The 23,674-nt window shown below is 59.1% G+C and carries 25 protein-coding genes; 13 read left to right on the top strand and 12 right to left on the bottom strand.

Features of this window, described 5'->3' with window-relative positions; genetic code table 11:
* The first annotated feature begins 15 nt into the window (after positions 1-15).
* Positions 16-1,128: an alpha/beta hydrolase gene (locus tag Q5Y75_RS19825; protein WP_306200841.1), complete on the top strand. Its 1,113-nt coding sequence runs from the start codon at positions 16-18 to the stop codon at positions 1,126-1,128.
* Complete coding sequence (locus tag Q5Y75_RS19820; protein ID WP_306200839.1) at positions 1,125-2,366, top strand: MFS transporter; 1,242 nt, start codon at positions 1,125-1,127, stop codon at positions 2,364-2,366. Before Q5Y75_RS19825 ends, Q5Y75_RS19820 begins: the two co-directional genes overlap by 4 nt.
* Here Q5Y75_RS19820 and Q5Y75_RS19815 read toward each other — a convergent pair.
* Genes Q5Y75_RS19815 through Q5Y75_RS19805 form a run of 3 tightly spaced genes read right to left on the bottom strand, consistent with a single transcriptional unit; the run spans position 2,330 to position 4,622 of the window.
* A complete protein-coding gene (locus Q5Y75_RS19815; protein ID WP_306200837.1) occupies positions 2,330-2,926 on the bottom strand; it encodes a Smr/MutS family protein in 597 nt (198 codons plus the stop codon). The two genes, Q5Y75_RS19820 and Q5Y75_RS19815, sit on opposite strands and share 37 nt — an antisense overlap.
* Positions 2,926-3,969 (bottom strand): murein transglycosylase A, encoded by a 1,044-nt coding sequence (gene mltA, locus Q5Y75_RS19810; protein ID WP_306200835.1) that lies wholly within the window; start codon positions 3,967-3,969, stop codon positions 2,926-2,928. The genes Q5Y75_RS19815 and mltA overlap by 1 nt, the downstream gene beginning before the upstream one ends.
* The gene (locus tag Q5Y75_RS19805) at positions 3,966-4,622 is read right to left on the bottom strand and encodes a Tim44/TimA family putative adaptor protein (RefSeq protein ID WP_306200833.1); all 657 of its coding nucleotides are present in this window, start codon (positions 4,620-4,622) and stop codon (positions 3,966-3,968) included. The genes mltA and Q5Y75_RS19805 overlap by 4 nt, the downstream gene beginning before the upstream one ends.
* A 108-nt stretch (positions 4,623-4,730) precedes the next feature.
* Here Q5Y75_RS19805 and Q5Y75_RS19800 point away from each other — a divergent pair, with 108 nt between their 5' ends.
* On the top strand, positions 4,731-5,234 hold the full coding sequence (locus tag Q5Y75_RS19800) for an FxsA family protein (protein ID WP_306200831.1): 504 nt from the start codon (positions 4,731-4,733) through the stop codon (positions 5,232-5,234).
* A 54-nt stretch (positions 5,235-5,288) separates the two neighbouring features.
* Entirely contained in the window at positions 5,289-5,807 is a 519-nt protein-coding gene (gene secB / locus Q5Y75_RS19795; protein ID WP_306200829.1) for a protein-export chaperone SecB, read from the top strand.
* 24 nt (positions 5,808-5,831) lie between these two features.
* Here secB and dnaQ read toward each other — a convergent pair whose 3' ends face one another.
* The 4 genes from dnaQ to Q5Y75_RS19775 are packed head-to-tail and all read right to left on the bottom strand — an operon-like array spanning position 5,832 to position 8,566.
* Positions 5,832-6,557 carry a DNA polymerase III subunit epsilon gene (gene dnaQ, locus Q5Y75_RS19790; RefSeq protein WP_306200827.1) on the bottom strand — a complete coding sequence of 242 codons (726 nt, stop codon included), beginning with the start codon at positions 6,555-6,557 and terminating at the stop codon, positions 5,832-5,834.
* The gene (coaE, locus tag Q5Y75_RS19785) at positions 6,550-7,140 is read right to left on the bottom strand and encodes a dephospho-CoA kinase (RefSeq protein WP_306200825.1); all 591 of its coding nucleotides are present in this window, start codon (positions 7,138-7,140) and stop codon (positions 6,550-6,552) included. Before coaE ends, dnaQ begins: the two co-directional genes overlap by 8 nt.
* The gene (locus Q5Y75_RS19780; RefSeq protein ID WP_306200823.1) at positions 7,137-7,970 is read right to left on the bottom strand and encodes a shikimate dehydrogenase; all 834 of its coding nucleotides are present in this window, start codon (positions 7,968-7,970) and stop codon (positions 7,137-7,139) included. Before Q5Y75_RS19780 ends, coaE begins: the two co-directional genes overlap by 4 nt.
* Positions 7,967-8,566 carry a Maf family protein gene (locus Q5Y75_RS19775; protein ID WP_306200821.1) on the bottom strand — a complete coding sequence of 200 codons (600 nt, stop codon included), beginning with the start codon at positions 8,564-8,566 and terminating at the stop codon, positions 7,967-7,969. The genes Q5Y75_RS19780 and Q5Y75_RS19775 overlap by 4 nt, the downstream gene beginning before the upstream one ends.
* Before the next feature lie 402 nt (positions 8,567-8,968).
* Here Q5Y75_RS19775 and hemJ point away from each other — a divergent pair, with 402 nt between their 5' ends.
* The 7 genes from hemJ to Q5Y75_RS19740 all read left to right on the top strand — a co-directional run bounded on the left by hemJ (position 8,969) and on the right by Q5Y75_RS19740 (position 16,332).
* Entirely contained in the window at positions 8,969-9,418 is a 450-nt protein-coding gene (hemJ, locus tag Q5Y75_RS19770; RefSeq protein ID WP_306200819.1) for a protoporphyrinogen oxidase HemJ, read from the top strand.
* Positions 9,419-9,541: 123 nt separating this feature from the next.
* Positions 9,542-10,813 (top strand): transcription termination factor Rho, encoded by a 1,272-nt coding sequence (gene rho, locus Q5Y75_RS19765; RefSeq protein WP_306200817.1) that lies wholly within the window; start codon positions 9,542-9,544, stop codon positions 10,811-10,813.
* Between the two features lie 30 nt (positions 10,814-10,843).
* Positions 10,844-12,130, top strand: a complete 1,287-nt coding sequence (gene mnmE / locus Q5Y75_RS19760) for a tRNA uridine-5-carboxymethylaminomethyl(34) synthesis GTPase MnmE (protein WP_306200815.1) — start codon at positions 10,844-10,846, stop codon at positions 12,128-12,130.
* 12 nt (positions 12,131-12,142) lie between these two features.
* Entirely contained in the window at positions 12,143-14,011 is a 1,869-nt protein-coding gene (mnmG, locus tag Q5Y75_RS19755; RefSeq protein ID WP_306200813.1) for a tRNA uridine-5-carboxymethylaminomethyl(34) synthesis enzyme MnmG, read from the top strand.
* Positions 14,008-14,631 carry a 16S rRNA (guanine(527)-N(7))-methyltransferase RsmG gene (gene rsmG, locus Q5Y75_RS19750; protein WP_306200811.1) on the top strand — a complete coding sequence of 208 codons (624 nt, stop codon included), beginning with the start codon at positions 14,008-14,010 and terminating at the stop codon, positions 14,629-14,631. The genes mnmG and rsmG overlap by 4 nt, the downstream gene beginning before the upstream one ends.
* The gene (locus Q5Y75_RS19745; protein ID WP_306200809.1) at positions 14,624-15,427 is read left to right on the top strand and encodes a ParA family protein; all 804 of its coding nucleotides are present in this window, start codon (positions 14,624-14,626) and stop codon (positions 15,425-15,427) included. The genes rsmG and Q5Y75_RS19745 overlap by 8 nt, the downstream gene beginning before the upstream one ends.
* 11 nt (positions 15,428-15,438) lie before the next feature.
* A complete protein-coding gene (locus Q5Y75_RS19740) occupies positions 15,439-16,332 on the top strand; it encodes a ParB/RepB/Spo0J family partition protein (protein ID WP_306200807.1) in 894 nt (297 codons plus the stop codon).
* Here the strand turns inward: Q5Y75_RS19740 and Q5Y75_RS19735 are convergent.
* From Q5Y75_RS19735 to rph, 4 genes are read right to left on the bottom strand one after another with little or no spacing between them, the layout of a single operon-like run.
* Positions 16,322-16,675, bottom strand: coding sequence for a YbaN family protein (locus tag Q5Y75_RS19735; protein WP_306200806.1), 354 nt, complete (start codon positions 16,673-16,675; stop codon positions 16,322-16,324). The two genes, Q5Y75_RS19740 and Q5Y75_RS19735, sit on opposite strands and share 11 nt — an antisense overlap.
* A 4-nt stretch (positions 16,676-16,679) precedes the next feature.
* Positions 16,680-17,837 (bottom strand): radical SAM family heme chaperone HemW, encoded by a 1,158-nt coding sequence (gene hemW, locus Q5Y75_RS19730; RefSeq protein ID WP_306200805.1) that lies wholly within the window; start codon positions 17,835-17,837, stop codon positions 16,680-16,682.
* Positions 17,827-18,441 (bottom strand): RdgB/HAM1 family non-canonical purine NTP pyrophosphatase, encoded by a 615-nt coding sequence (gene rdgB / locus Q5Y75_RS19725; protein ID WP_306200802.1) that lies wholly within the window; start codon positions 18,439-18,441, stop codon positions 17,827-17,829. Before rdgB ends, hemW begins: the two co-directional genes overlap by 11 nt.
* A complete protein-coding gene (gene rph / locus Q5Y75_RS19720) occupies positions 18,438-19,151 on the bottom strand; it encodes a ribonuclease PH (protein ID WP_306200800.1) in 714 nt (237 codons plus the stop codon). Before rph ends, rdgB begins: the two co-directional genes overlap by 4 nt.
* Positions 19,152-19,265: 114 nt before the next feature.
* Here rph and hrcA point away from each other — a divergent pair, with 114 nt between their 5' ends.
* Both hrcA and Q5Y75_RS19710 read left to right on the top strand, forming a co-directional pair.
* Entirely contained in the window at positions 19,266-20,330 is a 1,065-nt protein-coding gene (gene hrcA / locus Q5Y75_RS19715) for a heat-inducible transcriptional repressor HrcA (RefSeq protein WP_306200798.1), read from the top strand.
* A 10-nt stretch (positions 20,331-20,340) separates the two neighbouring features.
* Positions 20,341-20,904, top strand: coding sequence for a nucleotide exchange factor GrpE (locus Q5Y75_RS19710; RefSeq protein WP_306200796.1), 564 nt, complete (start codon positions 20,341-20,343; stop codon positions 20,902-20,904).
* Positions 20,905-20,932: 28 nt separating this feature from the next.
* Here Q5Y75_RS19710 and mutS read toward each other — a convergent pair whose 3' ends face one another.
* Positions 20,933-23,551 carry a DNA mismatch repair protein MutS gene (gene mutS / locus Q5Y75_RS19705; protein ID WP_306200911.1) on the bottom strand — a complete coding sequence of 873 codons (2,619 nt, stop codon included), beginning with the start codon at positions 23,549-23,551 and terminating at the stop codon, positions 20,933-20,935.
* Between the last annotated feature and the right edge of the window lie 123 nt (positions 23,552-23,674).

Raw genomic sequence — 23,674 nt, 5'->3', positions numbered from 1 at the left:
ACCGGAGTTTTGTTGATGCGGCCTCTATTGCTCGGACTTTTTGCGATTATCCTGACCGCTTGTGTCGACCGCAGCGTCAATCCGGTCGTGCCCGAGGCGCTGGATGTCGGCGAGCCCTATACTGTCTTCGTGGCATCGAGCCGGGCGAAGGAAGCAGACGGAACCTATGGCTTTCGACGCTCTGATCGTCTGAGCCTGCTTGAGCTTACCGTCTCGATCCCACCAGCCCATCAGCCTGGCGATCTGAGCTTTTCCTACGCCAACCCGGATCCTGAGCAACAGTTTACGCTCGCCGGTCAGAGGGAATTTGCAACGCAGCGCGATTTCAATGCGCGCGTGAGCCAGCGGATGCGCAGCTTTGATGCCAACAACCGCGAGGTCGTGATCTTTGTCCACGGCTATAACACGACCCAGGTTGAAACCGCCTTTCGTGCCGCGCAGATGGCGCATGACGTGGAAATCCCCGGCCAGATCATGATGTATTCCTGGCCCAGCCGTGGCCGTGCCTATGGCTATGCCTATGACCTCGACAGCATGCTCTTCGCGCGCGACGGGCTGGAGAGTTTTGTCAATCAGGTCAAGGCCGCCGGGGCAAAACGGGTCATATTGGTGGCACATTCCATGGGCTCGGCCCTGACGATGGAAATGCTGCGCCAGGCCGAGCTCAAGAACCCCGGCTGGGCCAGTCGCACCTTCGAGGGCGTGATCCTGATCTCACCCGATCTGGATATCGATCTGTTCCGCGAACAGATGGACGAGATTTCCGACGTGCCGCAACCCTTTGCCATTATGGTCTCGGAAAAGGACAAGGCACTGGGGTTTTCCGCCCGCTTGCGAGGAACCGCTGACAGCGAACGCTTGGGCAACATCAGTTCGATTCAGAAAATCGCCGATCTGCCGGTCGAAGTCATCGACACCACCGCGTTCAATGAAGACGCTGCCTCGTCCCACTTCGTCGCGGCGACCTCGCCCTCACTTCTGGCGATGTTCAAAGCGACCCGTCCTTTGAGCCAGGCGCTTGAAACCGAAAACTCTGGGATCGAGTCCTTGTTTCCTGCAACGCTGCGCAATTCCTCCGGTGCAACATCGGTTACGCTCACCGCACCACCTTCCGGCGAAGACAGATGAGCGATGGCGGGTTGCGCGGATACCTGATCCGCAATGCCCGGTGGCTCGGTGCGGGTGGGTTGCTGACCTTTCTGTCCTGTTTCGGCCAGACCTTTTTCATCTCGGTTTTTGCCGGAGAGATTCGCGCTGAATTCGACCTCAGCCATGGTGGCTGGGGCGGAATCTACGGGATCGCCACGGCACTATCGGCCGTTGTCATGATCTGGTCCGGTGTGATGACCGATTGGTTTCGGGTGCGTATCCTTGGCCCGGTCGTGCTGCTCGGGTTAGGCACTGCCTGCCTTGGCATGGCCCTGAACAACTGGGTCTTCCTGTTGCCGGTCGTGATCTTTGGCCTACGCCTGTTCGGGCAGGGGATGAGCTCGCATATCGCGCTGGTGGCGATGGCGCGCTGGTTTCAGGCGACGCGGGGCAGGGCGCTGGCCATTGCAACGCTTGGGTTTGCTTTTGGCGAGGCCGTGCTGCCATTTGTTTTTGTCAAAGCCATGACGCGCTTTGACTGGCGTGATCTCTGGGTATTTTGCGCGCTTGTCTGCGTCGCGGGGATTCCGGTTCTATTGTGGTTGCTCCGTCGCGAGCGCACGCCGCAGAACCTGGCTAAGGGCGAGTCGAGTACCGGCATGAACGATCATCACTGGACTCGGGGCGAGGCCATCTCGCATCCCTTGTTCTGGTTCATCGTGCCGTCCATCCTGGGTCCGTCCGCCTTTATGACAGCCACGTTTTTCCATCAGGTTCATCTGGCCGAGGTCAAGGGATGGGAGCATCTAACATTTGTGTCCATGTTCCCCGTCTATACCGGGTTATCGATCCTGACCGCCATCGCCACCGGCGTGGCATTGGACAGATGGGGCACCGCGCGCATGATGCCGCTGTTCCAATTGCCTATCATCCTGGGTTTTCTCATGTTCGCATTTGGCAATGGCGTCGGGGCGCTCCTGCTGGGATTTGTGCTGATGGCACTGACAACGGGGGCAAATGCAACCCTGCCCAGCGCCTTCTGGGCCGAATTCTATGGCACCGCCCATATCGGAGCCATCAAGGCGCTTGCCACGGCGGTCATGGTGCTGGGATCGGCCATCGGCCCGGTTCTGACCGGCGTGCTGATCGATGCCGGAATCGGGATGGAGACGCAATTCCTCTGGTTTAGTCTCTATTTTCTGATAGCCTGCCTGCTGGTCCAGGTCGGTATCAGCCGCGCTCAGACCCCGCCGCGCACGCGTCGCAGATACACGTAATAAGCGCCATCGCCACCATGGCTAATATGCGCAGGCGTAACCTGAAGCACCGCTTGCGCCAGAGGCGGCAGTGACAGCCATTGCGGCACCTGATTGCGCAGCACGCCGCGCGGTGTTGGGATCGGGCCGGGTTCATCGCGATCCTTGCCCTTGCCGGTGATCACCAGCACCAGCCGTTTGCCGGAGCTTTGCGCCGAAAGGATGAACCGCACCAAGGCCGGGTAGGCCGTGTCGACCCTCATCCCATGCAGGTCCAGTCGCCCCTCGGGCTTGATGCGGCCGCGCTTCATCTTGGCGAACGCCTTTTGATCCATTTGCAGGGGCAAGGCGGCAAGGCGATCCGTGACAGCGGGCTTCAAATGGGGGCGCTGGGGTTTCTGCTTGGCCGATTGGCCGATATCAAACGCCTCGATCCGGGGCGGGGGTGTCTTGGCGAGCTTGGGTTTGGGCATCACACCCGATCGCACCGGTTCAGCCTGCTGCGGATGCATCCGTTCGGCACGCTCGACCACCTTTTTCCAAAGGTCGATCTCGTCCTGACGCAGTTTCCGCCGTGTCATCACAGCCCATCCGGTGCCAGCGCATAGGCGCGTTGAATGGGCAGCAGGACCACCATCCGGCCCGGGTCCCTGAGTTTCCCCGCAGCTCGACCGGCCTGGTCACCGGTACCAAAAAAGATATCGGCCCGCTGCGCACCCTTGATGGCCGATCCGGTATCCTGCGCGATCATCAGGCGGCGGATCGGATCGGCGCCGTCTTTCTCCACCCAGACCGGCGCGCCCAGCGGGACAAAGGCAGGATCAACCGCAATGCTGCGCATGGCCGAGACCGAGCGATTCATCGCCCCCAGCGGACCAACGTTGGCAGGCAAACGTTTGAGCTCGCGAAAAAACACATATGAGGGGTTGTGAAACAGCAGCTCAGCCCCAGCCGCCGGATTGCTGCGCACCCACCGTTTGATCACCTCGGCGCTGACCTGATGCGCGGCGAATATGCCTCGGCGCACCAACTCGCGTCCGACAGAGCGGTAGCTGTGCCCATTGGCCCCACCATAACCCACACGGACGGTATCGCCATCGGGCATACGGATGCGGCCAGATCCTTGGATTTGCAGAAAAAACAGCTCCACCGGATCATCGACCCAGGCGATTTCGAGCCCACGGCCCTCCATCACGCCGCTGGTCAGAATATCGCGGCGATGCAGCCATGGGCCAGCCTCCCGCGCCTCAGGCGGCATCTTGTAGACGGGGTATTGGTAAGGGCCACCGGGTCCGCGCGCACCATTCAGTTCCGGTTCAAAATAGCCGGTGAAAAGCGGATCGACGCCATCCTCGATCAACACGGGACGAAAGAAGAGTTCAAAAAACGCCCGCGCTCCCGCCGCGCCCTGTTCCCGGCCCAACGCGCAAAGCGCGCGCCAGTCGGGATCATCCAGATCGCCACAGGTGTTTAGAAAAACCGAAAGAGCGGCGGAATGATCATCCGCCGCCCAGTCATCCAGACTGTCATAGTCCAGCACGGTATGCGTGGTTTCCGCCTCTGACGAGGTTCCCGCAACCATCACGACACCTGCCAGAAAAACCGACCGGAGCGCTGCAATCATGCGTCCGTGGCGACAAGCAGCCAGTTGGGGTCATCGGTGCCCATGGTGCGGGCAAAGGTCCAGGTGTCTTTCTGGCGTTTGACCGTGTTGGGGTTACCCTCGACGATCTCGCCATCGCTATTGCGCACGACCGAAGTCAGTTCCCCAACAAAGCGCATGCTGATCTGCGCCAGGTTGGTGTCCTTGTCGAATTTGACATCCGCAACAGTGGTCTCGCGCACGCCGACGAATTCGGACTCGATGGTCAGGCCCTGATCCTCGCGGGCCGAGACGACCGAGACAAAGGTTTCAAACACATCCTCGGCCAGAAATGGCTCGATCTCTTTGAGGTTGCCATGCTCGAACCCCATGACGATCATCTCATAAGCGCCCCGCGCGCCCTGCACGAATTCACCGACCGAAAAGGCCGGTTCGACCCGCTTCATAGCCGTAAATGCCTCGGCCTGATCGCTGCCTTCGGCGACGTGATCGGTGATGTCATGGTCGGGTCCGCCTTCGATGACTTCGAAGTCGCGCCCCGCGCGCCCTTGAGGCTGCTGCGGAACAGGCGGTTTTTCAAAGCCTTCGCGTGTGCCCAGAACACTTCTGAGGCGCAGGATCAGGAAGATAGCAATGCCGGCCAGCACAAGAAGCTGGATCAGGGGAGAGTTCATTTTGTCCTCGTCTTAGACGTCAGGCTTTGTAAGCAGAGCCTCTCGTCATTATGTAGGGGCTAGGCGGGGGCAAGTCCACCGCTCAACCCTACGGAAAGGACCCTGAAAATGTATCTGCTGCTGGCGTTTCTGCTGATACCGGTCATCGAGATCGCGCTGTTCATCCAGGTGGGCGGTCTGATCGGGCTGTGGCCAACGCTGGCCATCGTGGTTGGCACAGCGTTTTTGGGCACCTGGCTGGTAAGAACACAAGGCCGTATGGCCATGGGAGAATTGCAGCGCGCGTTTTCCGAACTGGACGATCCGACCGAGCCGCTGGCGCATGGTGCTATGATCCTGCTGTCCGGGGTACTGCTGCTGACACCGGGGTTTTTCACCGATGCCATCGGCTTTGCGCTGCTGATCCCGGGCGTGCGGGTGGCGGTATTCCGCTATCTGCAGAAACGGATGGTGGTCACGCAGTTCCGGATGGGTCCGGGTCCCGGCATGCGCGCGGATTTCCGTGACCGGGGCAAAGGCGACGTGATCGACGGCGAATATGAAGAGGTGGTTCGCCCCCGCGACCCGAATGCAACGCCATCAGGCTGGGTCGAGGGTCCTGACCGCCATTGAGGTGCATGGGCCAAGCTGCTAAGCATTGGCTGGTTTTTATTCAGGAGTGGTTTCATGGCCGAAGACGACGCTGCAGCAGATCAGGAACAGCAGCAGCAGCCCCCGCAGGTCCAGATGCGTGTACTTGCGCAATTCATCCGGGACATGTCCTTTGAGAATGTCATGGCGCAAAAAGGCGCGTCAGGTCAGATTGAACCGGACATCAATGTTCAGGTTAGTGTCGATGCCCGCCGACGTCAGGTCGAACACCAATATGATGTGACGCTCAAGCTCAACATCACCAACAAGGCCAAGGGCATGGATGATATCCTGTTCCTGATGGAGCTGGATTATTACGGTATCTTCCATGTCGAGGGCATTCCCTCAGAGCAGTTGCAGCCGTTTCTGCTGATCGAATGTCCGCGCCTTCTGTTCCCCTATGTGCGCCGGATCGTCAGCGATGTGACCAGCGATGGTGGCTTCCCGCCGCTGAATCTGGATCAGATCGACTTCGTCCAGATCTATCGCCAGCGCCTTGCCCATGTGCAGGCACAGGCTCAGGCACAGCAAAAGGATCAAAAGGCTGACGCCTGATTTTGCATCCCGCGCCTGACCGGATCAGGCGCGGGACCACAGGGCCTTTTCGCCCAGTTTTTCTACAAAAGCTTCATGCGCGGCGCGTTCTTCATCGCTGATCCGTGGTGGAAGCGCTGCGTTGCGCGGCTGCGGGCGCCAGTTGTCTTCGCTGGATGATCCGCTCTGACCTGTTGCGTTGGACAGTCCGAAATCGGGTTGCCGCCCGCCGATCAGCTCCAGATAGACCTCGGCCAAAATCTCGGAATCGAGCAACGCCCCGTGCAGCGTGCGTGCGGTGTTGTCGATATTGAATCGGCGGCACAGCGCGTCCAGCGTGGCGGGCGAGCCGGGAAACCGTTTGCGGGCGATGGCTAGCGTGTCGATGGCCTGCTCCCACGGGATCTCTTCGACCCCCATCCAGCGCAGCTCGGCATTGAGGAATTTCATGTCGAAAGCCGCGTTGTGGATGACCAGCTTTGCATCCCCGACAAAGTCGCGAAACGCTTGCCCGATCTTCGCAAAAACCGGCTTGTCCTTCAGCAGCACTGCCCCGGGGGCGGGTGTTTGCGGCGGCTCCAGCAGATCGGGCCCGATGCCGTGTACCTCAAACGCCTCCTGCGGCATGGAGCGTTCGGGATTGATATACTGATGATAGGTGCCGCCCGAGGCGACATGGTTCCAAAGTTCCACCGCACCGATCTCGACAATCCGATCGCCACTTTGCGGATCGAATCCTGTGGTTTCAGTATCAAGTACAATCTCACGCATTTGCCAGCCCTGTCCGTATCTGCCCGACAATCTTTGTAACCTGCCGCCGGGCGTGATCCAATGTATCTGTGATGATGACATAATCCGACCGGGCACATTTTTCGTCATTCTGCATCTGTTTCGCCCGGATCTGTTCGAACTGCGCCTCGCTCATGGTGCCACGCTCCAGAACCCTTTGGCGTTGCAAATCGGCGGGGATCGTCACGCAAGCCACCGCATCCATTGCCGCATCCCCGCCGGTTTCGAACAAGAGCGGGATATCGAAGACCAGGATATCAGCCTGCGCCAATTGGCGAAACGCGGCGCGGTCCTGCGCCACTAGCGGATGAACGATGGATTCGATCTCTTTCAGGGCGGCCGGATTGTCGGTGATGATCCGCTTCAACGCGGCGCGATCCACACGGCCATCATCAACCGCATCGGGAAAACGCGCCGCGATGGGTGCAACCGCTGCGCCCTTGTCATAAAGCCGATGCACCGCCGCATCCGCATCCCAAAGCGCGCAGCCTTCTGCGACAAACATGGCGGCGGTAGTGCTTTTGCCCATCCCGATCGAACCGGTTAGCCCGAGGCAGAAACTCATCTGAGCGCCGCCGCCCTGGTCCCCTCATCCACCACCGGGCGTTGGCCGAACCAGCGCTCAAATCCAGGCACTGCCTGATGCAGCAACATGCCCAGACCATCGACAGTGGTGCAGCCTGTCTCTTCGGCGACCCGCAGCAGCCGGGTCTTGAGCGGTGTGTAGACCAGATCGGTCACCACGCAATCGGGCGACAGCCCGTCCAGCGGCACGCGCAGTTCGGGGTTTCCGACCATGCCCAGTGAGCTTGTGTTCACCAGCAGCTTGGCCTCCTCGACCACATTGCCCGCCTGTACCCAATCAGCCACCACCACGCGCTGGCCAAAATTATCCTTGAGCCGCTCGGCACGGGAGCGGGTGCGGTTGGTCAGGATGATCTGCGGAACACCGGCCTCTGCCAGCGAAGCAATCACCGCGCGCGCGGCACCGCCCGCGCCAAGCACAACCGCCGGGCCCGCGCTCGGGTCCCAATCCGGCGCGCCACCGCGCAGGTTCGAGATAAAGCCGTAACCATCGGTGTTATCCGCGTGGATCAACCCATCATTGCGAAAGATCAGCGTGTTTGCCGCCCCGATCAGCGTCGCACGGTCGGTTACCTTATCGGCAATCGACATCACCGCCTCTTTATAAGGGATTGTCACGTTGAGCCCGACAAACCCGGCTTTGGGCAGGGTACGAATGACCGTTTCAAGATCCTGCGCAGCAACATCCATCGGGATATAGAACCCCGAGATCCCCATCGTGGTCAGCCAGTGACGGTGAATGAAGGGTGACTTGGAATGCGCAATCGGGTGCCCGATGACACCGGCCAGTGGTATCCGCATGTCTGTCATTGGTCGATAACCCCCCGCAAAGTCAGATAATTGAGCAACTCCAACAAAGGGATACCCAAAACGTTAAAATAGTCGCCGTCAATGGCGGTGAACAGCCGCACACCCTCTTCTTCCAGCTTGTAGCCGCCCACCGCGTGGCGGATGCTGTCCCAGTTTCGCCGGACGTAACCCTCCAGATAAGCATCCGTACTGTCCCGCATCCGCAGCCGCACCTGACCCACATGGCGCCAGACCGGCTTACCCCCCTCATATATCACAGCCGCCGATAATAACATGTGCCGCTTGCCGCGCATCTGTTGCAACTGGGCCAGCGCGGCCTCGGGCGAGACAGGCTTTGACAAAAGCTGCCCCTCGAAATCCAGTACCTGATCGCAACCCAGAACCATCGCCTCGGAGTTTCGTTCGCTGATCCGGCGCGCTTTCCATTCGGCCAGCGTATCTGCGATATCGCGGGGGGCTGCGGCTTCGGCCAATAGCGCCGCCTTGATCTGATCCTCGTCCACGCGCGGCACTTGAATCTCAAACGGGACAGCAGCGTTGCGCAATAACTGCGCCCGGATCTCCGAACCGGAAGCAAGCAGGAATGGGACAGACATGTGGAAAACCCCGTGAGAAAGACTGTGTTTCGATGTGAACCCTTTGCATGATTTTAAGCAAATCGCGCAAGAGCTATGAAAGATGCGGTTGCATCCCGAAATCACGCGTCATCTATCCATCCGGGACAAGGATAAGTCGCAACCGGGGGCTAATCGTGATCTTCCAGAGTTATCTCGGTTTTATCCACAAGTCACAGAGCTGTGATGTTATTTATCTTATTGTTTTAATAACATAATTTACGCCGTCAACATATCCCACCCGCTGAGCGGGCAACTTTTCCCCGCTGGGGACAAGCCCGGGTAAAACCCAATAATCCACCGAAACCTCTGTTCCAACAAAACCATCATCCTTTTTTCTTTCTTTCTTTTTTATTAGGGAGGGATCGAGCAAGGCGGGACACCATGACCGATTTTCTTTTTGTGCTTTATCCGTGGATCAAGTCACTGCACATCATGGCAGTGATATCCTGGATGGCCGGTCTCTTCTATTTGCCTAGACTTTATGTCTACCACGTCGAAAACGCCAAGGACGTCGAAGGTGCTTCGGCAATCTTCGAGACGATGGAAAACAAGCTGTTGCGAGTGATCATGCAGCCAGCAATGATTGTCAGCTGGGTCTGTGGCCTGATCATGGTGATGACCCCAGGCATTGTTGACTGGAGTTACGTCTGGCCTTGGACCAAGGGCGCATCGGTGGTTGCAATGACGTGGTTTCATCATTGGCTCGCGATCAGGCGCAAGGATTTCCTGGTTGGGCGCAACCGGCTGACCGGGCGACAGTTCCGCATGATGAACGAGGTCCCAACCGTCCTGATGGTGATCATTGTGGTCTCGGTCGTGGTAAAGTTCTGACTGGCATTTGACTCCGCCGCGCCTGCCGCCTATGTAGGCATGGTCCCGCCCGTCCGGGTGGCGTGTTTTCCAAGTCCATGAATGTCTGTGCCGCCCCTTATCGCGGCCAAGGGTCCTATCACCATGACAACCGAATCCCTCAATCTTGCCGATCTCAAAGCCAAGAGCCCCAAAGACCTTTTGGCGATGGCCGAAGAGCTGGAGATCGAAAACGCCTCGACCATGCGCAAGGGCGAGATGATGTTCCAGATCCTGCGCGAACGTGCGGACGAGGGATGGGCCATTGGCGGTGATGGTGTTCTTGAGGTGCTGCAGGACGGTTTCGGCTTTCTCCGCTCGCCTGAGGCGAACTACCTGCCGGGTCCGGACGACATCTATGTCTCGCCCGACATGATCCGCCAGTACAGCCTGCGCACCGGCGACACGATCGAAGGGCAGATCAAGGCGCCCAATGACAACGAGCGCTACTTCGCGCTGACCAATGTCACCAAGATCAACTTTGAAGCGCCCGAAAAAGCCAAGCACAAGATCGCCTTCGACAACCTGACGCCGCTTTATCCTGATGAGCGCCTGAAGATGGAGATTGAGGATCCCACCATCAAGGACCGCTCGGCCCGTGTTATCGACCTGGTGGCTCCAATCGGAAAAGGCCAGCGTTCGCTGATCGTGGCCCCGCCGCGTACGGGTAAGACCGTGATCCTGCAGAACATCGCGCACTCCATCGAGAAGAACCATCCGGAATGCTATCTGATCGTGCTGCTGATCGACGAACGCCCCGAAGAAGTGACGGACATGCAGCGCTCGGTGAAGGGTGAGGTTGTATCCTCGACCTTTGACGAACCGGCGACCCGCCACGTGGCCGTGTCCGAGATGGTGATCGAAAAAGCTAAGCGATTGGTCGAACACAAACGAGATGTTGTTATTCTCCTCGACTCGATCACAAGACTTGGTAGGGCATTCAATACTGTGGTGCCGTCCTCGGGTAAAGTTCTGACCGGTGGTGTGGATGCGAATGCGCTGCAACGCCCCAAGCGGTTCTTTGGCGCGGCGCGGAATATCGAAGAGGGCGGATCGCTGACCATCATCGCCACCGCCCTGATCGATACCGGCAGCCGGATGGATGAAGTGATCTTTGAAGAATTCAAAGGCACAGGTAACTCGGAAATTGTGCTGGACCGTAAGATTGCCGATAAGCGCGTCTTCCCGGCCATCGACATCCTCAAATCCGGTACGCGGAAAGAGGACCTTCTGGTCGACAAGGGCGATCTGGCCAAGACCTTTGTTCTGCGCCGGATTCTCAACCCGATGGGAACCACAGACGCCATCGAGTTCCTGCTGTCCAAACTCAAGCAGACCAAAACCAATTCCGAGTTTTTCGATTCGATGAACACCTGATCCTTTCGTGACCATCGCGAGGCCATCAGTATGGATACCATCTTTGCGCTGGCCAGCGCGCAAGGCAAAGCCGGCGTTGCTGTGATCCGTATCTCCGGGCCGCGAGCCCGGAGCGCGGCGGAACAGATATGTAGCGCCACCTTGCCCGCGCGTGGCATGCGATTTCACACATTGACGGATTCGTCCGACGCGGTTCTCGACGAGGCACTGGTGCTGTCCTTCCAGGCGCCCGCCAGTTTCACCGGCGAAGATGTGGTTGAATTTCAGATCCACGGCAGCCCGGCAACCATCACAGCTGTGCTGCGCACCTTATCGGACCATGACGCGCTGCGGCTGGCCGAGCCGGGTGAATTTACGCGTCGTGCGATGGAGAATGGTAAGCTCGACCTTGCTCAGGTCGAAGGTCTGGCCGACCTCATTGACGCCGAAACCGAGGCGCAGCGGAAGCAAGCGCAGACGATCCTCGCGGGTGAGCTTGGCAGGCTGGCGGAATCCTGGCGTCGCGATCTGATCCGCGCGGCCTCGCTGCTGGAGGCGGTGATCGACTTCGCCGACGAAGAAGTTCCGACCGATGTCACGCCCGAAGTACGCTCGCTGCTTAACGCCGTTATTGCCGACCTTGAGCGCGAGGCGGCCAGCGTCAAGATTTCCGAACGCATCCGCACCGGGTTTGAGGTTGCGATTGTTGGCCCTCCGAATGTCGGAAAATCCACTTTGCTCAACGCTTTGGCCGGTCGAGAAGCGGCGATCACCTCAGAGTTTGCAGGCACGACCCGCGATATTATCGAAGTGCGCATGGATCTGTCCGGGCTGCCCGTAACTCTGCTGGACACGGCTGGTCTGCGCGATACCGAAGACTACGTGGAAGGCATCGGCATCCAGCGCGCGAAGGACCGCGCTGATTGCGCTGATCTGAGGGTGTTTCTCAGTGAAACTTCGGATGACCTGAAAATTTCTCCACAGCCCGATGACATTCATGTCCGTCCCAAAGGTGACCTGCATGGGAATCAGCCTGGGTTCATATCGGGGTTGACCGGGGCGGGGATCAATCAATTGGTCACGCAAGTTTCGGAGCGATTGCTCAACCGTGCCAGCAGTCGTGGCATTGCAACCCGCGAACGCCATCGGACCGCGATGATCATAGCGATGGCAGCGCTGTCGAATGTCTCTTTGATTCTCGACTCCGGACCGGATCAGTATGATATAGCTGCCGAAGAATTGCGCACAGCAATCCGTGCGCTTGAATCTCTGGTGGGCCGGGTAGATGTCGAAAATTTGCTGGACGAAATCTTCGCGAGTTTTTGCCTAGGTAAGTGAGGAGTGTTTCACGTGAAACATTCAGAGTTTGATGTTGCTGTCATCGGGGCAGGGCATGCGGGGTGTGAAGCAGCCCACGCCGCAGCTCGGTTTGGCGTGCGTGTGGCGCTGATCACACTGAAGCAGGGTGATATCGGTGTGATGTCATGCAACCCGGCCATCGGGGGTCTGGGCAAAGGGCACCTCGTCCGGGAAATCGACGCGCTCGACGGGGTTATGGGTCGTGTTGCGGATCACGCCGGTATTCAGTTTCGCTTGCTGAACCGCCGCAAAGGACCCGCGGTCCAAGGGCCACGCGCCCAGGCAGATCGCGCACGTTACCGCTCGGCGATGCTTTCGGAAACTCAGAAACAGCGATGCCTGACCGTAGTTGAGGGCGAAGCCGTTGATTTCCTGATGAATGGCTCTGCTGTTGCAGGTGTTCTCCTAGCCGACGGATCGGAGATCCGGTCGCGCACGGTTATCCTGACCTCTGGCACCTTCCTGCGCGGGATCGTCCATATCGGCGATGTCAGCCATCCGGGCGGCCGGATGGGGGACAAGCCCTCAGTGAAGCTCGCTGAACGACTGGAATCTTTTGACCTCCCGCTGGGGCGCCTGAAAACCGGCACACCGCCGCGGCTCGACGGACGTACGATCGACTGGAGTGATCTGCAAATGCAGCCCGGCGACGATGATCCGGTCCTTTTCTCGTTCTTGTCCGATGCCCCGGTAGCGCAGCAGATATCCTGCGGCATCACACATACAAACGCACAAACGCATCAGATCATCGCTGACAATCTTGAGAGATCAGCCATGTATGGCGGCCATATCGATGGGGTGGGGCCCAGATACTGTCCGTCGATCGAGGATAAGATCGTCCGTTTCGCCGATAAGGAGTCGCATCAGATTTTCCTTGAGCCCGAAGGGCTTGATGATCACACGATCTATCCGAATGGCATCTCCACCTCTCTGCCGCGCGATGTTCAGGATGACTACGTCCATTCGATCAAGGGGCTTGAGCAGGCGGTTATTCTGCAGCCGGGCTATGCCATCGAATATGACTATGTTGATCCCCGGTCGCTATCCAACCGCTTGTCCCTGGAGTCGGTGCCGGGTCTGTTCCTGGCCGGGCAGATCAACGGGACAACAGGATATGAGGAAGCCGCAGCCCAGGGGTTGGTTGCGGGTTTGAACGCGGCTTTGGAGGCCAAAGGCGTTGAACCGGTGCTGTTTGGCCGATCCAACAGCTATATCGGCGTGATGATTGACGATCTGACGACACGCGGCGTGACTGAGCCTTACCGGATGTTTACCTCGCGGGCGGAGTTTCGATTGTCCTTGCGTGCGGACAATGCCGATCAACGGCTGACACCTGTTGGCATTGACCTCGGTTGCGTTGGCGATCGGCGTCGTGAGCAATTTCTGGAGAAAATGGAACAAGTCGATGCTGCCAAATCCATGCTCACGGAGCGCACATATACCCCGAAGCAATTGCAGGATGCGGGTATATCCGTAAATCAGGATGGAAATCGACGGGATGGGATGGCTGTTCTGGGTTTCCCGGATGTGTCTTTCGAGGATCTTCTGCCAATGATTCAAGGTTTGGACGCGGTGCAAGGACCGATCCGCCGTCAGGTTGAGCGCGATGCACTATATGCAAATTATATTGCGCGGCAGCAAAAGGACGTTGCGGCGTTAAAGCGCGACGAAAACCACCGCATCCCAGCCGGGTTCGACTTTTCGCTTCTCGAAGGGCTATCCACTGAGTTGAAACAAAAGCTTGTCTCCGCCCGACCAGAGAATCTGGCGCAGGCAGCGCGGGTCGAAGGAGTTACGCCTGCCGCGCTTGCGCTGATCCTCGCCCATCTTCGACGGTTGGATAGGGCGCGCAGCGCATGAGCGATGTCGCGCAGGAGGCCCTAGCGGGTTTCGATGTTTCACGTGAAACAATCGAGAGGCTGACAGTCTTTGGGGATTTAGTCAGAAAGTGGAATCCCAAGATCAATTTGGTTTCCAAGGCCAGTCTTGAAACCTTATGGACGCGCCATTTTGTTGATTCCCTCCAGGTCTTTCAAGTTGCGAAGCCCAGCGGCCATTGGGTTGATATCGGGAGTGGTGGAGGGTTTCCCGGGCTGGTCATCGCAATAGCTGCAATGGAAATCGAAGCAGACCTTCGCTTCACGTTGATCGAAAGCGACCAAAGAAAGTGCGCCTTTCTGCGCGCCGTACTCCGCGAAACCGGTTGTGATGCCAAAGTTCTGGCTAAGCGCATTGAATCCGTCGATCCGCAGCAGGCAGATATCCTGTCTGCCCGAGCGCTGGCCGATCTGGGGGCACTTTTTTCCTTTTGTGACAGACATTTGAAACCGGATGGCCTGGCGTTGTTTCCCAAGGGGGTCAGCTGGAAAAAAGAAGTGGATAACGCAGCGAAGCAATGGAATTTCACGGCGGATGCGATTACTAGTTTAACAGAACCCAATGCGGTCATTCTGAAAATCCGAGGAATTGCGCGTGTCTGATCTGTCTCGTCCCGAGGGCCCCCGTATCATCGCGGTTGCAAATCAGAAGGGGGGCGTTGGAAAGACAACCACTGCGATCAATCTGGCGGCTGGACTGGTTGAGCAGGGGCTGCGTGTTCTGGTGGTCGATCTCGACCCGCAGGGCAATGCCTCCACCGGTCTTGGTATTGATGAACGCGCGGGCACGACCTATGAATTGTTGATCGATGAAGCGCCGCTGACGTCGGTTATTCGGGCTACGGATATCGAAGGTTTGTCGATCGTGCCGGCAACGGTTGATCTCAGCTCGGCGGATATCGAGATGATCTCCAATGAAAAGCGCAGCTTCCTTTTACATGATGCGCTGCGACAAACAGCGATGGATGCGTTTGGCTGGGATTTTATCCTGATCGACTGCCCGCCATCGCTCAGCCTTCTGACTGTAAATGCCATGGTTGCGGCCCATTCGGTGCTGGTTCCGCTGCAAAGCGAGTTCTTTGCGTTGGAAGGCCTGTCGCAATTGATGCTGACGATCCGAGAAGTGCGGCAGACGGCAAATCCCGACCTCAGGATCGAAGGTGTTGTGTTGACCATGTTCGACAAACGCAACAACTTGTCCCAGCAGGTTGAACAGGATGCGCGTGACAATCTGGGCGCGCTTGTATTTGACACCAAGATTCCTCGTAATGTACGACTGAGTGAAGCCCCATCCTTTGCGCTGCCGGTGATGAACTATGATCCGACCTCGCAAGGTGCTGCGGCCTATCGGGCGCTGGCCGAAGAATTGCTGCGCAAACATAACAAAGCCGCCGCATAAGGCGGAGAGGAGTGAGCATGAAAACCTCGAAACCACGCGGGCTTGGGCGCGGTCTTTCTGCGTTGATGGCGGATGTGACACCCGAGCCTGTCAATTCCGAATCCGCTCCGACGCGGTCCGATATGACTGTTCCCATCGAAAAACTGCGCGCCAATCCGGATCAGCCGAGACGGAGTTTCTCACCGGAGAATCTGGAAGAGCTTGCGGCGTCGATCCGGGAGAAGGGGATCTTGCAGCCGTTGATTGTGCGTCCGGTGGATGGCGGTGAATACGAGATTGTTGCTGGTGAACGCCGGTGGCGTGCGGCGCAGATGGCGCAGCTGCACGAGGTTCCGGTCTTGGTTCGTGATCTGAACGATACCGAAGTTCTGGAAGTCGCCATTATCGAGAACATTCAGCGAGCCGATCTGAACGCGGTGGAAGAGGCGGCAGGCTATCGACAGTTGATGGACAGGTTTGGCCATACCCAGGAAAAGCTGGCCGAAGCGCTTGGCAAAAGCCGCAGTCATATTGCGAACCTGCTGCGGTTGCTGTCCCTGCCGTCGGACGTTCAGAGTTTTGTGGTGGATGGAAAACTGTCAGCCGGGCACGCGCGGGCGCTCATTACAGCGGAAAACCCTTCTGATCTGGCGAAACAGGTGGTGAAGGACGGTTTGTCGGTCCGGGCGACGGAAGCGCTGGTCAAGAAGCAGCAAAAGGATGGAAGGGGTGAGACCCCAGCCGCACCGCGCCCGTCAGCCCCAACAAAAGATGCCGATACCCGCGCTCTGGAGCGGGACTTGTCGGCGATCCTTGCGATGAAAGTGGCAATCAATCACAAGCCGGGCGCGGAATCGGGGCAGGTTGTCCTGACCTATGAAAACCTGGATCAACTGGATGATCTTTGCGCCAAGCTTAGCCGTTAGGGCGAGTCCAGATAAAGATCAGCACGCAGCTCAACACCAGCGCCTGAATGATCAGCACATAGCCGGGCGCCCCAAAAACAAGTGACAGCAGAAATACGGCGGCGACCGACATGGTAGCCGCCTTTTTTGCGCCGGGCCGGATTGCGCCGGAGCTGTGCCAATCGTCGATCATCGGGCCAAATATGCGATGGCTCAGCAACCAGTTATGCAGGCGGCTTGAGGATCGGGCAAAGAAGAACGCGGCGAGCAACAGGAAGGGAACTGTCGGCAGCAGGGGGAGCACCACGCCGATGATCGCAAGGCCAACACAGATCAGACCTAGCACTGCCCAGAGATACTGCATCCGATCAGTCCACCATCAATTCGCGCAGGATGGCATTCAGGACCGGGCGACCGCTTATCGTCGCCCGCAGTATTGCGCCGTCCTGCTCGACCATGCCCAGCTCGACGAGTTGTGACAGCTTGTGTGAGTCTATCGGGTTACCGGAAAGTTTGGTGTATCTGGCGGTATCTAGACCTTGAGACAGGCGCATACTCATCATCATGTATTCTTCGGCCTGTTCAGCGGTGGAAAGCGGCGTTCGGAGAGCGTCGCCCGAGCCGGACTTGACCGCCTTCACCCATTCGCCCGGCATCCGGTAGGTTTCGGTGGCGTATCTTTGCCCGTCAATCGTCAACCGTCCATGAGCGCCAGGGCCGATGCCTAGGTAATCGCCATAGCGCCAGTAGATCAGATTGTGCCGGGACTCCGATCCCGGGTGGGCGTGGTTCGAAACCTCATAGGCGGGCAGGCCGTGGCGGGCGCAGATGTCCTGCGTGGCCAGATACATGTCGGCGGCGGTGTCGTCCTCGGGCAATCCGCGCAGTTTGCCCCGCGCGTAACGATCGCCAAAGGCGGTGCCGTCTTCGATCGTCAACTGGTAGAGCGAAAGGTGGTCGACGGCCATGGACAGCGCTTGGGTCAGTTCGGCTGACCAATCTTCAAGCGTCTGGTTCTGTCGGGCATAGATCAGGTCAAAGCTGACCCGGTCAAAGCACTTGCGGGCGATGTCAAAGGCCGCGCCCGCTTCGGCAACCGTGTGGATGCGGCCCAAACGGCGCAGATCGTCATCGTTAAGCGATTGAATTCCCATGGAAATACGACTGACCCCGGCATCGCGGAATCCGGCAAACCGCCCGGCCTCGACCGAGCCGGGGTTGGCCTCAAGCGTGATTTCCAGATCGTTGGCGACCGGCCAGTGTTTGCGCGCGGCCTCTATCACTGCAGCAACGGTTTCGGGGTCCATCAAGGAAGGCGTGCCGCCGCCAAAAAAGATCGTGTTCAACACCCGGCCTGAAAGTGCGGGCGCGGTGCGGCTCAACTCGCTCAGATAGGCGTCGATCCAGATCTGTTGGTCGATCTGGGATGAAACATGGCTGTTGAAGTCGCAATAGGGGCATTTGGCCTGACAGAACGGCCAATGCACATAGAGGCCAAAGCCACCCTGTTGCCAGTCATCCGTCAAAGCAGCCGGTCACGAATTTCGCTACCGCATCGGCGCGGTGGCTGATCTTGTTCTTTTCCCAACGATCCATTTCCCCGAATGTCTGATCATAGCCCTGCGGCACAAACATGGGGTCATATCCGAACCCGTCAATGCCGCGCACCGGCCAGACCAGATGTCCGGGGGCAACGCCTTCGAACACTTCGTCGTGACCATCGGGCCAGGCCAGCACAAGGGTGCAGCGAAATTGCGCGAGGTGAGGGTGCGCTGTGCCCTTCGCTTCCAGTTCGTCATGCGCGCGCGTCATCGCCATCATGAAATCGCGGCCATCATCGGTTTCTGCCCAATCGGCAGTATAGACACCGGGCGCGCCACCCAGCGCGTCGATAGTGATGCCGGAATCATCGGACAGCGCGGGCAGCCCGGTCGCTTTGGCTGCGGCATGGGCCTTGATCCGGGCGTTGCCGACAAATGTGTCCTCGGTTTCCTCCGGTTCCGGCAAGTCCATTTCACCGGCGCCAATGACCGTAACCCCAAAAGGTGTTAGGAGATGCGCCATCTCCTCCAGCTTGCCTTTGTTATGGGTCGCGACCAGCAGCCGGTCGCCGGTGAATTTGCGGGTCATGCAGCGGCGGCCTTTTGTGCGGCGGCCAGTTCCGAGACGCCTTTTTCCGCCAGATCCATCAGCCGGTTCATCTGGTCGCGGGAAAAGATCGACCCTTCGGCGGACATCTGAACTTCGATCAGCTTGCCCGAGCCGGTCATGATGAAATTGCCGTCCACGCCTGCCTCGCTATCCTCGGGGTAATCGAGATCCAGCACTGGCTGGCCCGCATAAATCCCGCAGGATACAGCCGCGACCGGATCGACCAGCGGGTCAGAGATTACGTCGCCCGTTTTCATCAGCTTGTTCACTGCCAGACGCAGCGCCACCCAGCCACCGGTGATCGAGGCGCAGCGGGTGCCGCCATCGGCCTGGATCACATCACAATCGACGGTGATCTGACGTTCGCCCAGAGCAACCCGATCCACGCCAGCGCGCAGGGCGCGGCCGATCAGGCGCTGAATTTCCACGGTGCGCCCGCTTTGCTTGCCCGAAGAGGCCTCGCGCCGCATCCGGGTGTTGGTCGAGCGCGGCAGCATGCCATACTCGGCGGTGACCCAGCCTAGGCCCGAGCCCTTGATGAAAGGCGGCACGCGATCCTCGAGGGTGGCGGTGCACAGCACATGCGTATCGCCCATGCGGATCATGCAGGAGCCTTCAGCATGTTTGGTCACGCCGGTTTCGATTGAAACCGGGCGCATTTCGTCTAGTTTTCGTCCAGAGGGTCGCATGGGAATTCCTTATCCTGTTCGGCCTTGGGATACCGTCCGTGGGATGGAAAGCGCAACCCCGATTGACCTTTGTATCACATGGGTTTTAATGACTGCCCGACCGAGGATGCGCGTATGAACGATGCGACGAAACTGTTGGATGACATGAACGAACGCTCACGCGAAGTGTTCCGTCTGATCGTCGAGTCCTATCTTGATAGTGGCGAGCCGGTGGGCAGTCGCACCCTGACCCGGACACTCAGCGAAAAGGTCAGCGCCGCCACCGTGCGCAACGTGATGCAGGATCTGGAATATCTGGGCCTGCTCGACAGCCCCCATATCAGCGCCGGGCGGGTGCCGACGCAGATGGGGCTGCGGATGTTTGTCGATGGTTTGCTAGAGGTTGGCGAGCTTGAAGATGCCGACCGCTCGCGCATCGATTCCACCTTGGGCAATGAGCATTCCGATGTCAGCGGCATGCTCGACCGGATCGGCTCGGCCCTGTCGGGGGTCACGCAGGGCGCCTCGCTGGTGCTGACGCCCAAGCATGAGGCCGAGATCCGGCATATCGAATTTGTCTCGCTCGCCCATGACCGTGCCTTGGTGGTTCTGGTGTTTTCTGACGGGCATGTCGAAAACCGCCTGTTCACCCCACCGCCGGGGCAGACCCCAAGCTCAATGCGTGAGGCGGCCAATTTCCTGAACACATTGATCGAAGGGCGCACGATCGGTGCGGTGCGCCGCGACATCCAGAGCCAGATCAAGACCCGCAGACAAGAGATCGATTCGCTGGCGCGCGAGATGGTGGAAAGCGGGTTGGCCGCCTGGGATAGTCAGGATGTCGATTCGGCTCGGCTGATTGTGCGGGGCCGGGCGAATCTGCTGGGGGAAACCGATCAGGCGGAAGAGCTGGAGCGGATCAGGACGCTTTTTGATGATCTTGAGCGCAAGCGCGACATCGCGGATTTCCTCGAACTGACAGAAGAAGGCGAGGGTGTGCGCATTTTTATCGGCTCAGAGAACAAACTTTTCTCACTTTCGGGTTCCTCTCTGGTGGTGTCTCCATATATGAACTCTGATCGAAAGATTATCGGTGCTGTGGGTGTTATTGGGCCCACGCGCCTGAACTACGGACGGATCGTGCCGATTGTGAATTACACGGCGCAACTGGTCGGGAAATTAGTTTCCGACCGGAGTTAGAGGTGAAAAGATGGCAGAGCCCAAAAACGAAGATTTCCTGGACGATATTGCTGAGGTCGAGGCCGAGGAGCTTGCCGAAGAGCTAAGCGAGATCAGCAGCGAAGAGGCTGAGCTGGACGCGCTGCGCGCCGAGCGGGACCAGTACAAGGACCGGTTCATGCGCGCGCTGGCCGATGCCGAGAATTCTCGCAAACGCGGCGACAAGGCACGGCGCGATGCTGAGCAATATGGCGGCTCGAAACTCGCGCGCGACATGCTTCCGGTCTATGACAACATGAAACGCGCTCTGGAGTCCGCGACTGACGAGCAGAAAGAGGTTTCAGCCGCTTTGATCGAAGGGGTTGAGCTGACCATGCGAGCCTTGCTGGATGTGTTTTCCAAGCACGGCATCCGTGTCGTCTCACCCGAGGTCGGCGACCGGTTTGATCCGCAGATGCACGAAGCCATGTTCGAAGCGCCGCTGCCGGGCACCCGCGCTGGTGACATCATTCAGGTTTCGGCCGAAGGGTTCATGCTGCATGACCGTCTGCTGCGTCCGGCGCAGGTTGGCGTGTCGTCGATGCCAGCTAGCTGATTGTTTGCGAGCCAGATTAAAGGGGCGGTCAGGATCTGGCCGCCTCTTTCAGTTTGTAGATCAGGTCGAGCGCTTCGCGCGGCGAGAGATCATCGGGCAGGATCTCGTCAAGCATGTCGAGCACGGGTGAGGGTGCGGCTTTCACCACGGGCGCAGCAGCAGGCGCGACGGAGAATAGCGGCAGATCATCAATCAGCGTCTGTTGCTTGCCGCCCTCGCGTTCGGTCTTTTCCAACTGCTCCAGCACGATGCGCGCGCGCTCCACGACCGAGGCAGGCAGGCCCGCAAGCTGCGCGACCTGCACACCGTAAGACCGATCCGCAGCCCCCTTGCGGACCTCGTGCAGAAAGATCACCTCACCTTCCCATTCCTTGACTGAAACAGTGGCGTTTTCTACCCCCGTGAGTTTCCCCGCAAGCGCCGTAAGCTCATGATAATGCGTGGCAAAAAGTGCACGACTTTGGTTGGCGGCGTGCAGGTGCTCCAGCGTGGCCCAGGCGATCGACAGCCCATCATAGGTGGCGGTGCCACGCCCGATCTCGTCCAGGATCACCAGCGCGCGGTCATCGGCCTGGTTGAGGATGGCGGCGGTTTCGACCATCTCGACCATGAAGGTGGAGCGCCCGCGTGCCAGATCGTCGGAGGCGCCCACGCGGCTGAATAACTGGCTGACCAACCCGATATGGGCCGCATCCGCTGGAACATAGCTGCCCATCTGCGCCAGCAGCGCAATCAGGGCGTTCTGGCGCAGAAAGGTCGATTTACCCGCCATGTTGGGCCCGGTCAGCAACCAGATCGCGGCGCCGTTTTCGGTGCTGAGGTCACAATCATTGGCCACAAAGCTCTCGCCGCTCTGCTGACGCAAGGCGTGTTCCACTACCGGGTGACGACCACCATCGATGGCGAAAGCGCGGCTGGTATCGACCGTGGGACGGCACCAGTTTTCGCCGGTGGCCAGATCGGCCAGTGCGGTGGTCAGGTCGATCTCGGCCAGCCCGCGCGCGGCCTGGTTGATCTCTGCCGCCTCGTCCAGAATCGCACCAGAAAGCCTTTGATAGAGCCGCTTTTCAATCTCCAGTGCCAGATTGCCTGCATTCAGGATGCGGGTTTCGATCTCACTCAATTCGACGGTGGTAAAGCGGATCTGATTGGCGGTGGTCTGGCGATGGATATAGGTCTCGCTGAACGGTGCGTTCAGCATCTTGTCGACATGGGTGGCGGTGGTCTCGATGAAGTAGCCCAGCACGTTGTTATGCTTGATCTTCAGCGAGGTGATGCCCGTATGTTCCGCGTATTTCTGCTGAAACCCGGCAATCACGGATCGGCCTTCGTCGCGCAGGGTGCGGGCCTCGTCCAGTTCGGAATCGAACCCTTCGGCGATAAACCCGCCATCACGGGCCAGCAGCGGCGGGTCCGCCACAAGCGCCGCATCGAGCAGATTCAGCAGATCATCGAAGCCGGAGAGGTTACCGACGGAGTCCGTCAGCAGCGGCGGCAGGTCCTGTTTCCCGGCGATCTGCGAGATCGCCTCGGCCTGGGTCAAACCGTTTTGGATCGCGGCCAGATCACGCGGGCCGCCACGTTCCAATGCCAGCCGCGACAGGGCGCGATCCAGGTCGGGGGTTTTGCGCAAAGCCTCGCGCAAGTCGGAAGCGGTCAGGCGATCTTCGCATGCAAAACTGACCGCATCCAGCCGATCCGTGATCACACCCAGATTGCGCGATGGGCTGGACAGGCGCTGTTCCAGCAACCGCGCGCCGCCGGGGGTGACCGTGCGGTCGAGAACCGCCAGCAGCGACCCGGCGCGCCCACCCGAAAGCGACCGGGCCAGTTCCAGATTGCGGCGCGTGGCAGCGTCGATCTGAACCACGCGATCTTCGGCCTCTTTCAACGGCGGTTGCAACAGCGGTAGTTTGCCTTTCTGCGTGATCTCAAGATAGTCGATCAGCCCGCCCATGGCCGAAACCTCGGCACGGGAGAATTGCCCGAACGCGTCCAGCGCGCCCACGTTGAACAGCGCGCATAGTCGCTTTTCCGCCGCTGTGCTGTCGAAACTGGCACGTCCCAGCGGGGTCAACGGCACACCCATATCAGAGACTATTGCGGCGAGTTCGCCCTCTGACCCGTCCGCTACAATCATTTCGGCGGGGGCAAGGCGGGCGATTTCCGGGCCAAGCCGCACCGGGGCCAGCGGCATCACGTGAAATGCCCCGGTCGAGATATCAGCCCATGCCAGCGCGGCGGCATCACGCACCACAGCGTAAGCCGCCAGAAAATTATGCCGCCGCGCTTCCAGCAGTGAATCCTCGGTCAGCGTACCGGGGGTGACCAGCCGCACCACGTCGCGTTTCACAACCGATTTATAGCCACGCTTCTTGGCTTCGGCGGGGCTTTCCATCTGTTCGCATACGGCGACGCGAAACCCCTTGCGGATGAGTGTCAGCAGATAGCCTTCGGCGGCATGAACCGGCACGCCACACATCGGGATGTCGTTGCCCTCATGCTTGCCGCGTTTGGTCAACGCGATATCCAGCGCCTCGGACGCGGCGACGGCGTCGTCAAAAAACATCTCATAGAAGTCGCCCATCCGGTAAAACAGCAGCGCGTCCGCATGCGCGGTCTTGATGTCGAGATATTGCGCCATCATCGGCGTGACTGTGGTCAAGGCCTGCCTCTCCGTGGGTGAACCGGCGCGACCTTACAAACCCGTTTGATGTGACGAAAGGTGAAAACGTAACGCCGTTGAGGCGGCAGCAATGCTGCGCTATGA

Source organism: Ruegeria discodermiae (genome assembly GCF_030758345.1).
GTDB lineage: Bacteria > Pseudomonadota > Alphaproteobacteria > Rhodobacterales > Rhodobacteraceae > Ruegeria_C.
Note: the sequence above shows the minus strand (reverse complement) of the source record. Positions and strands in the feature narration are given on the sequence as shown.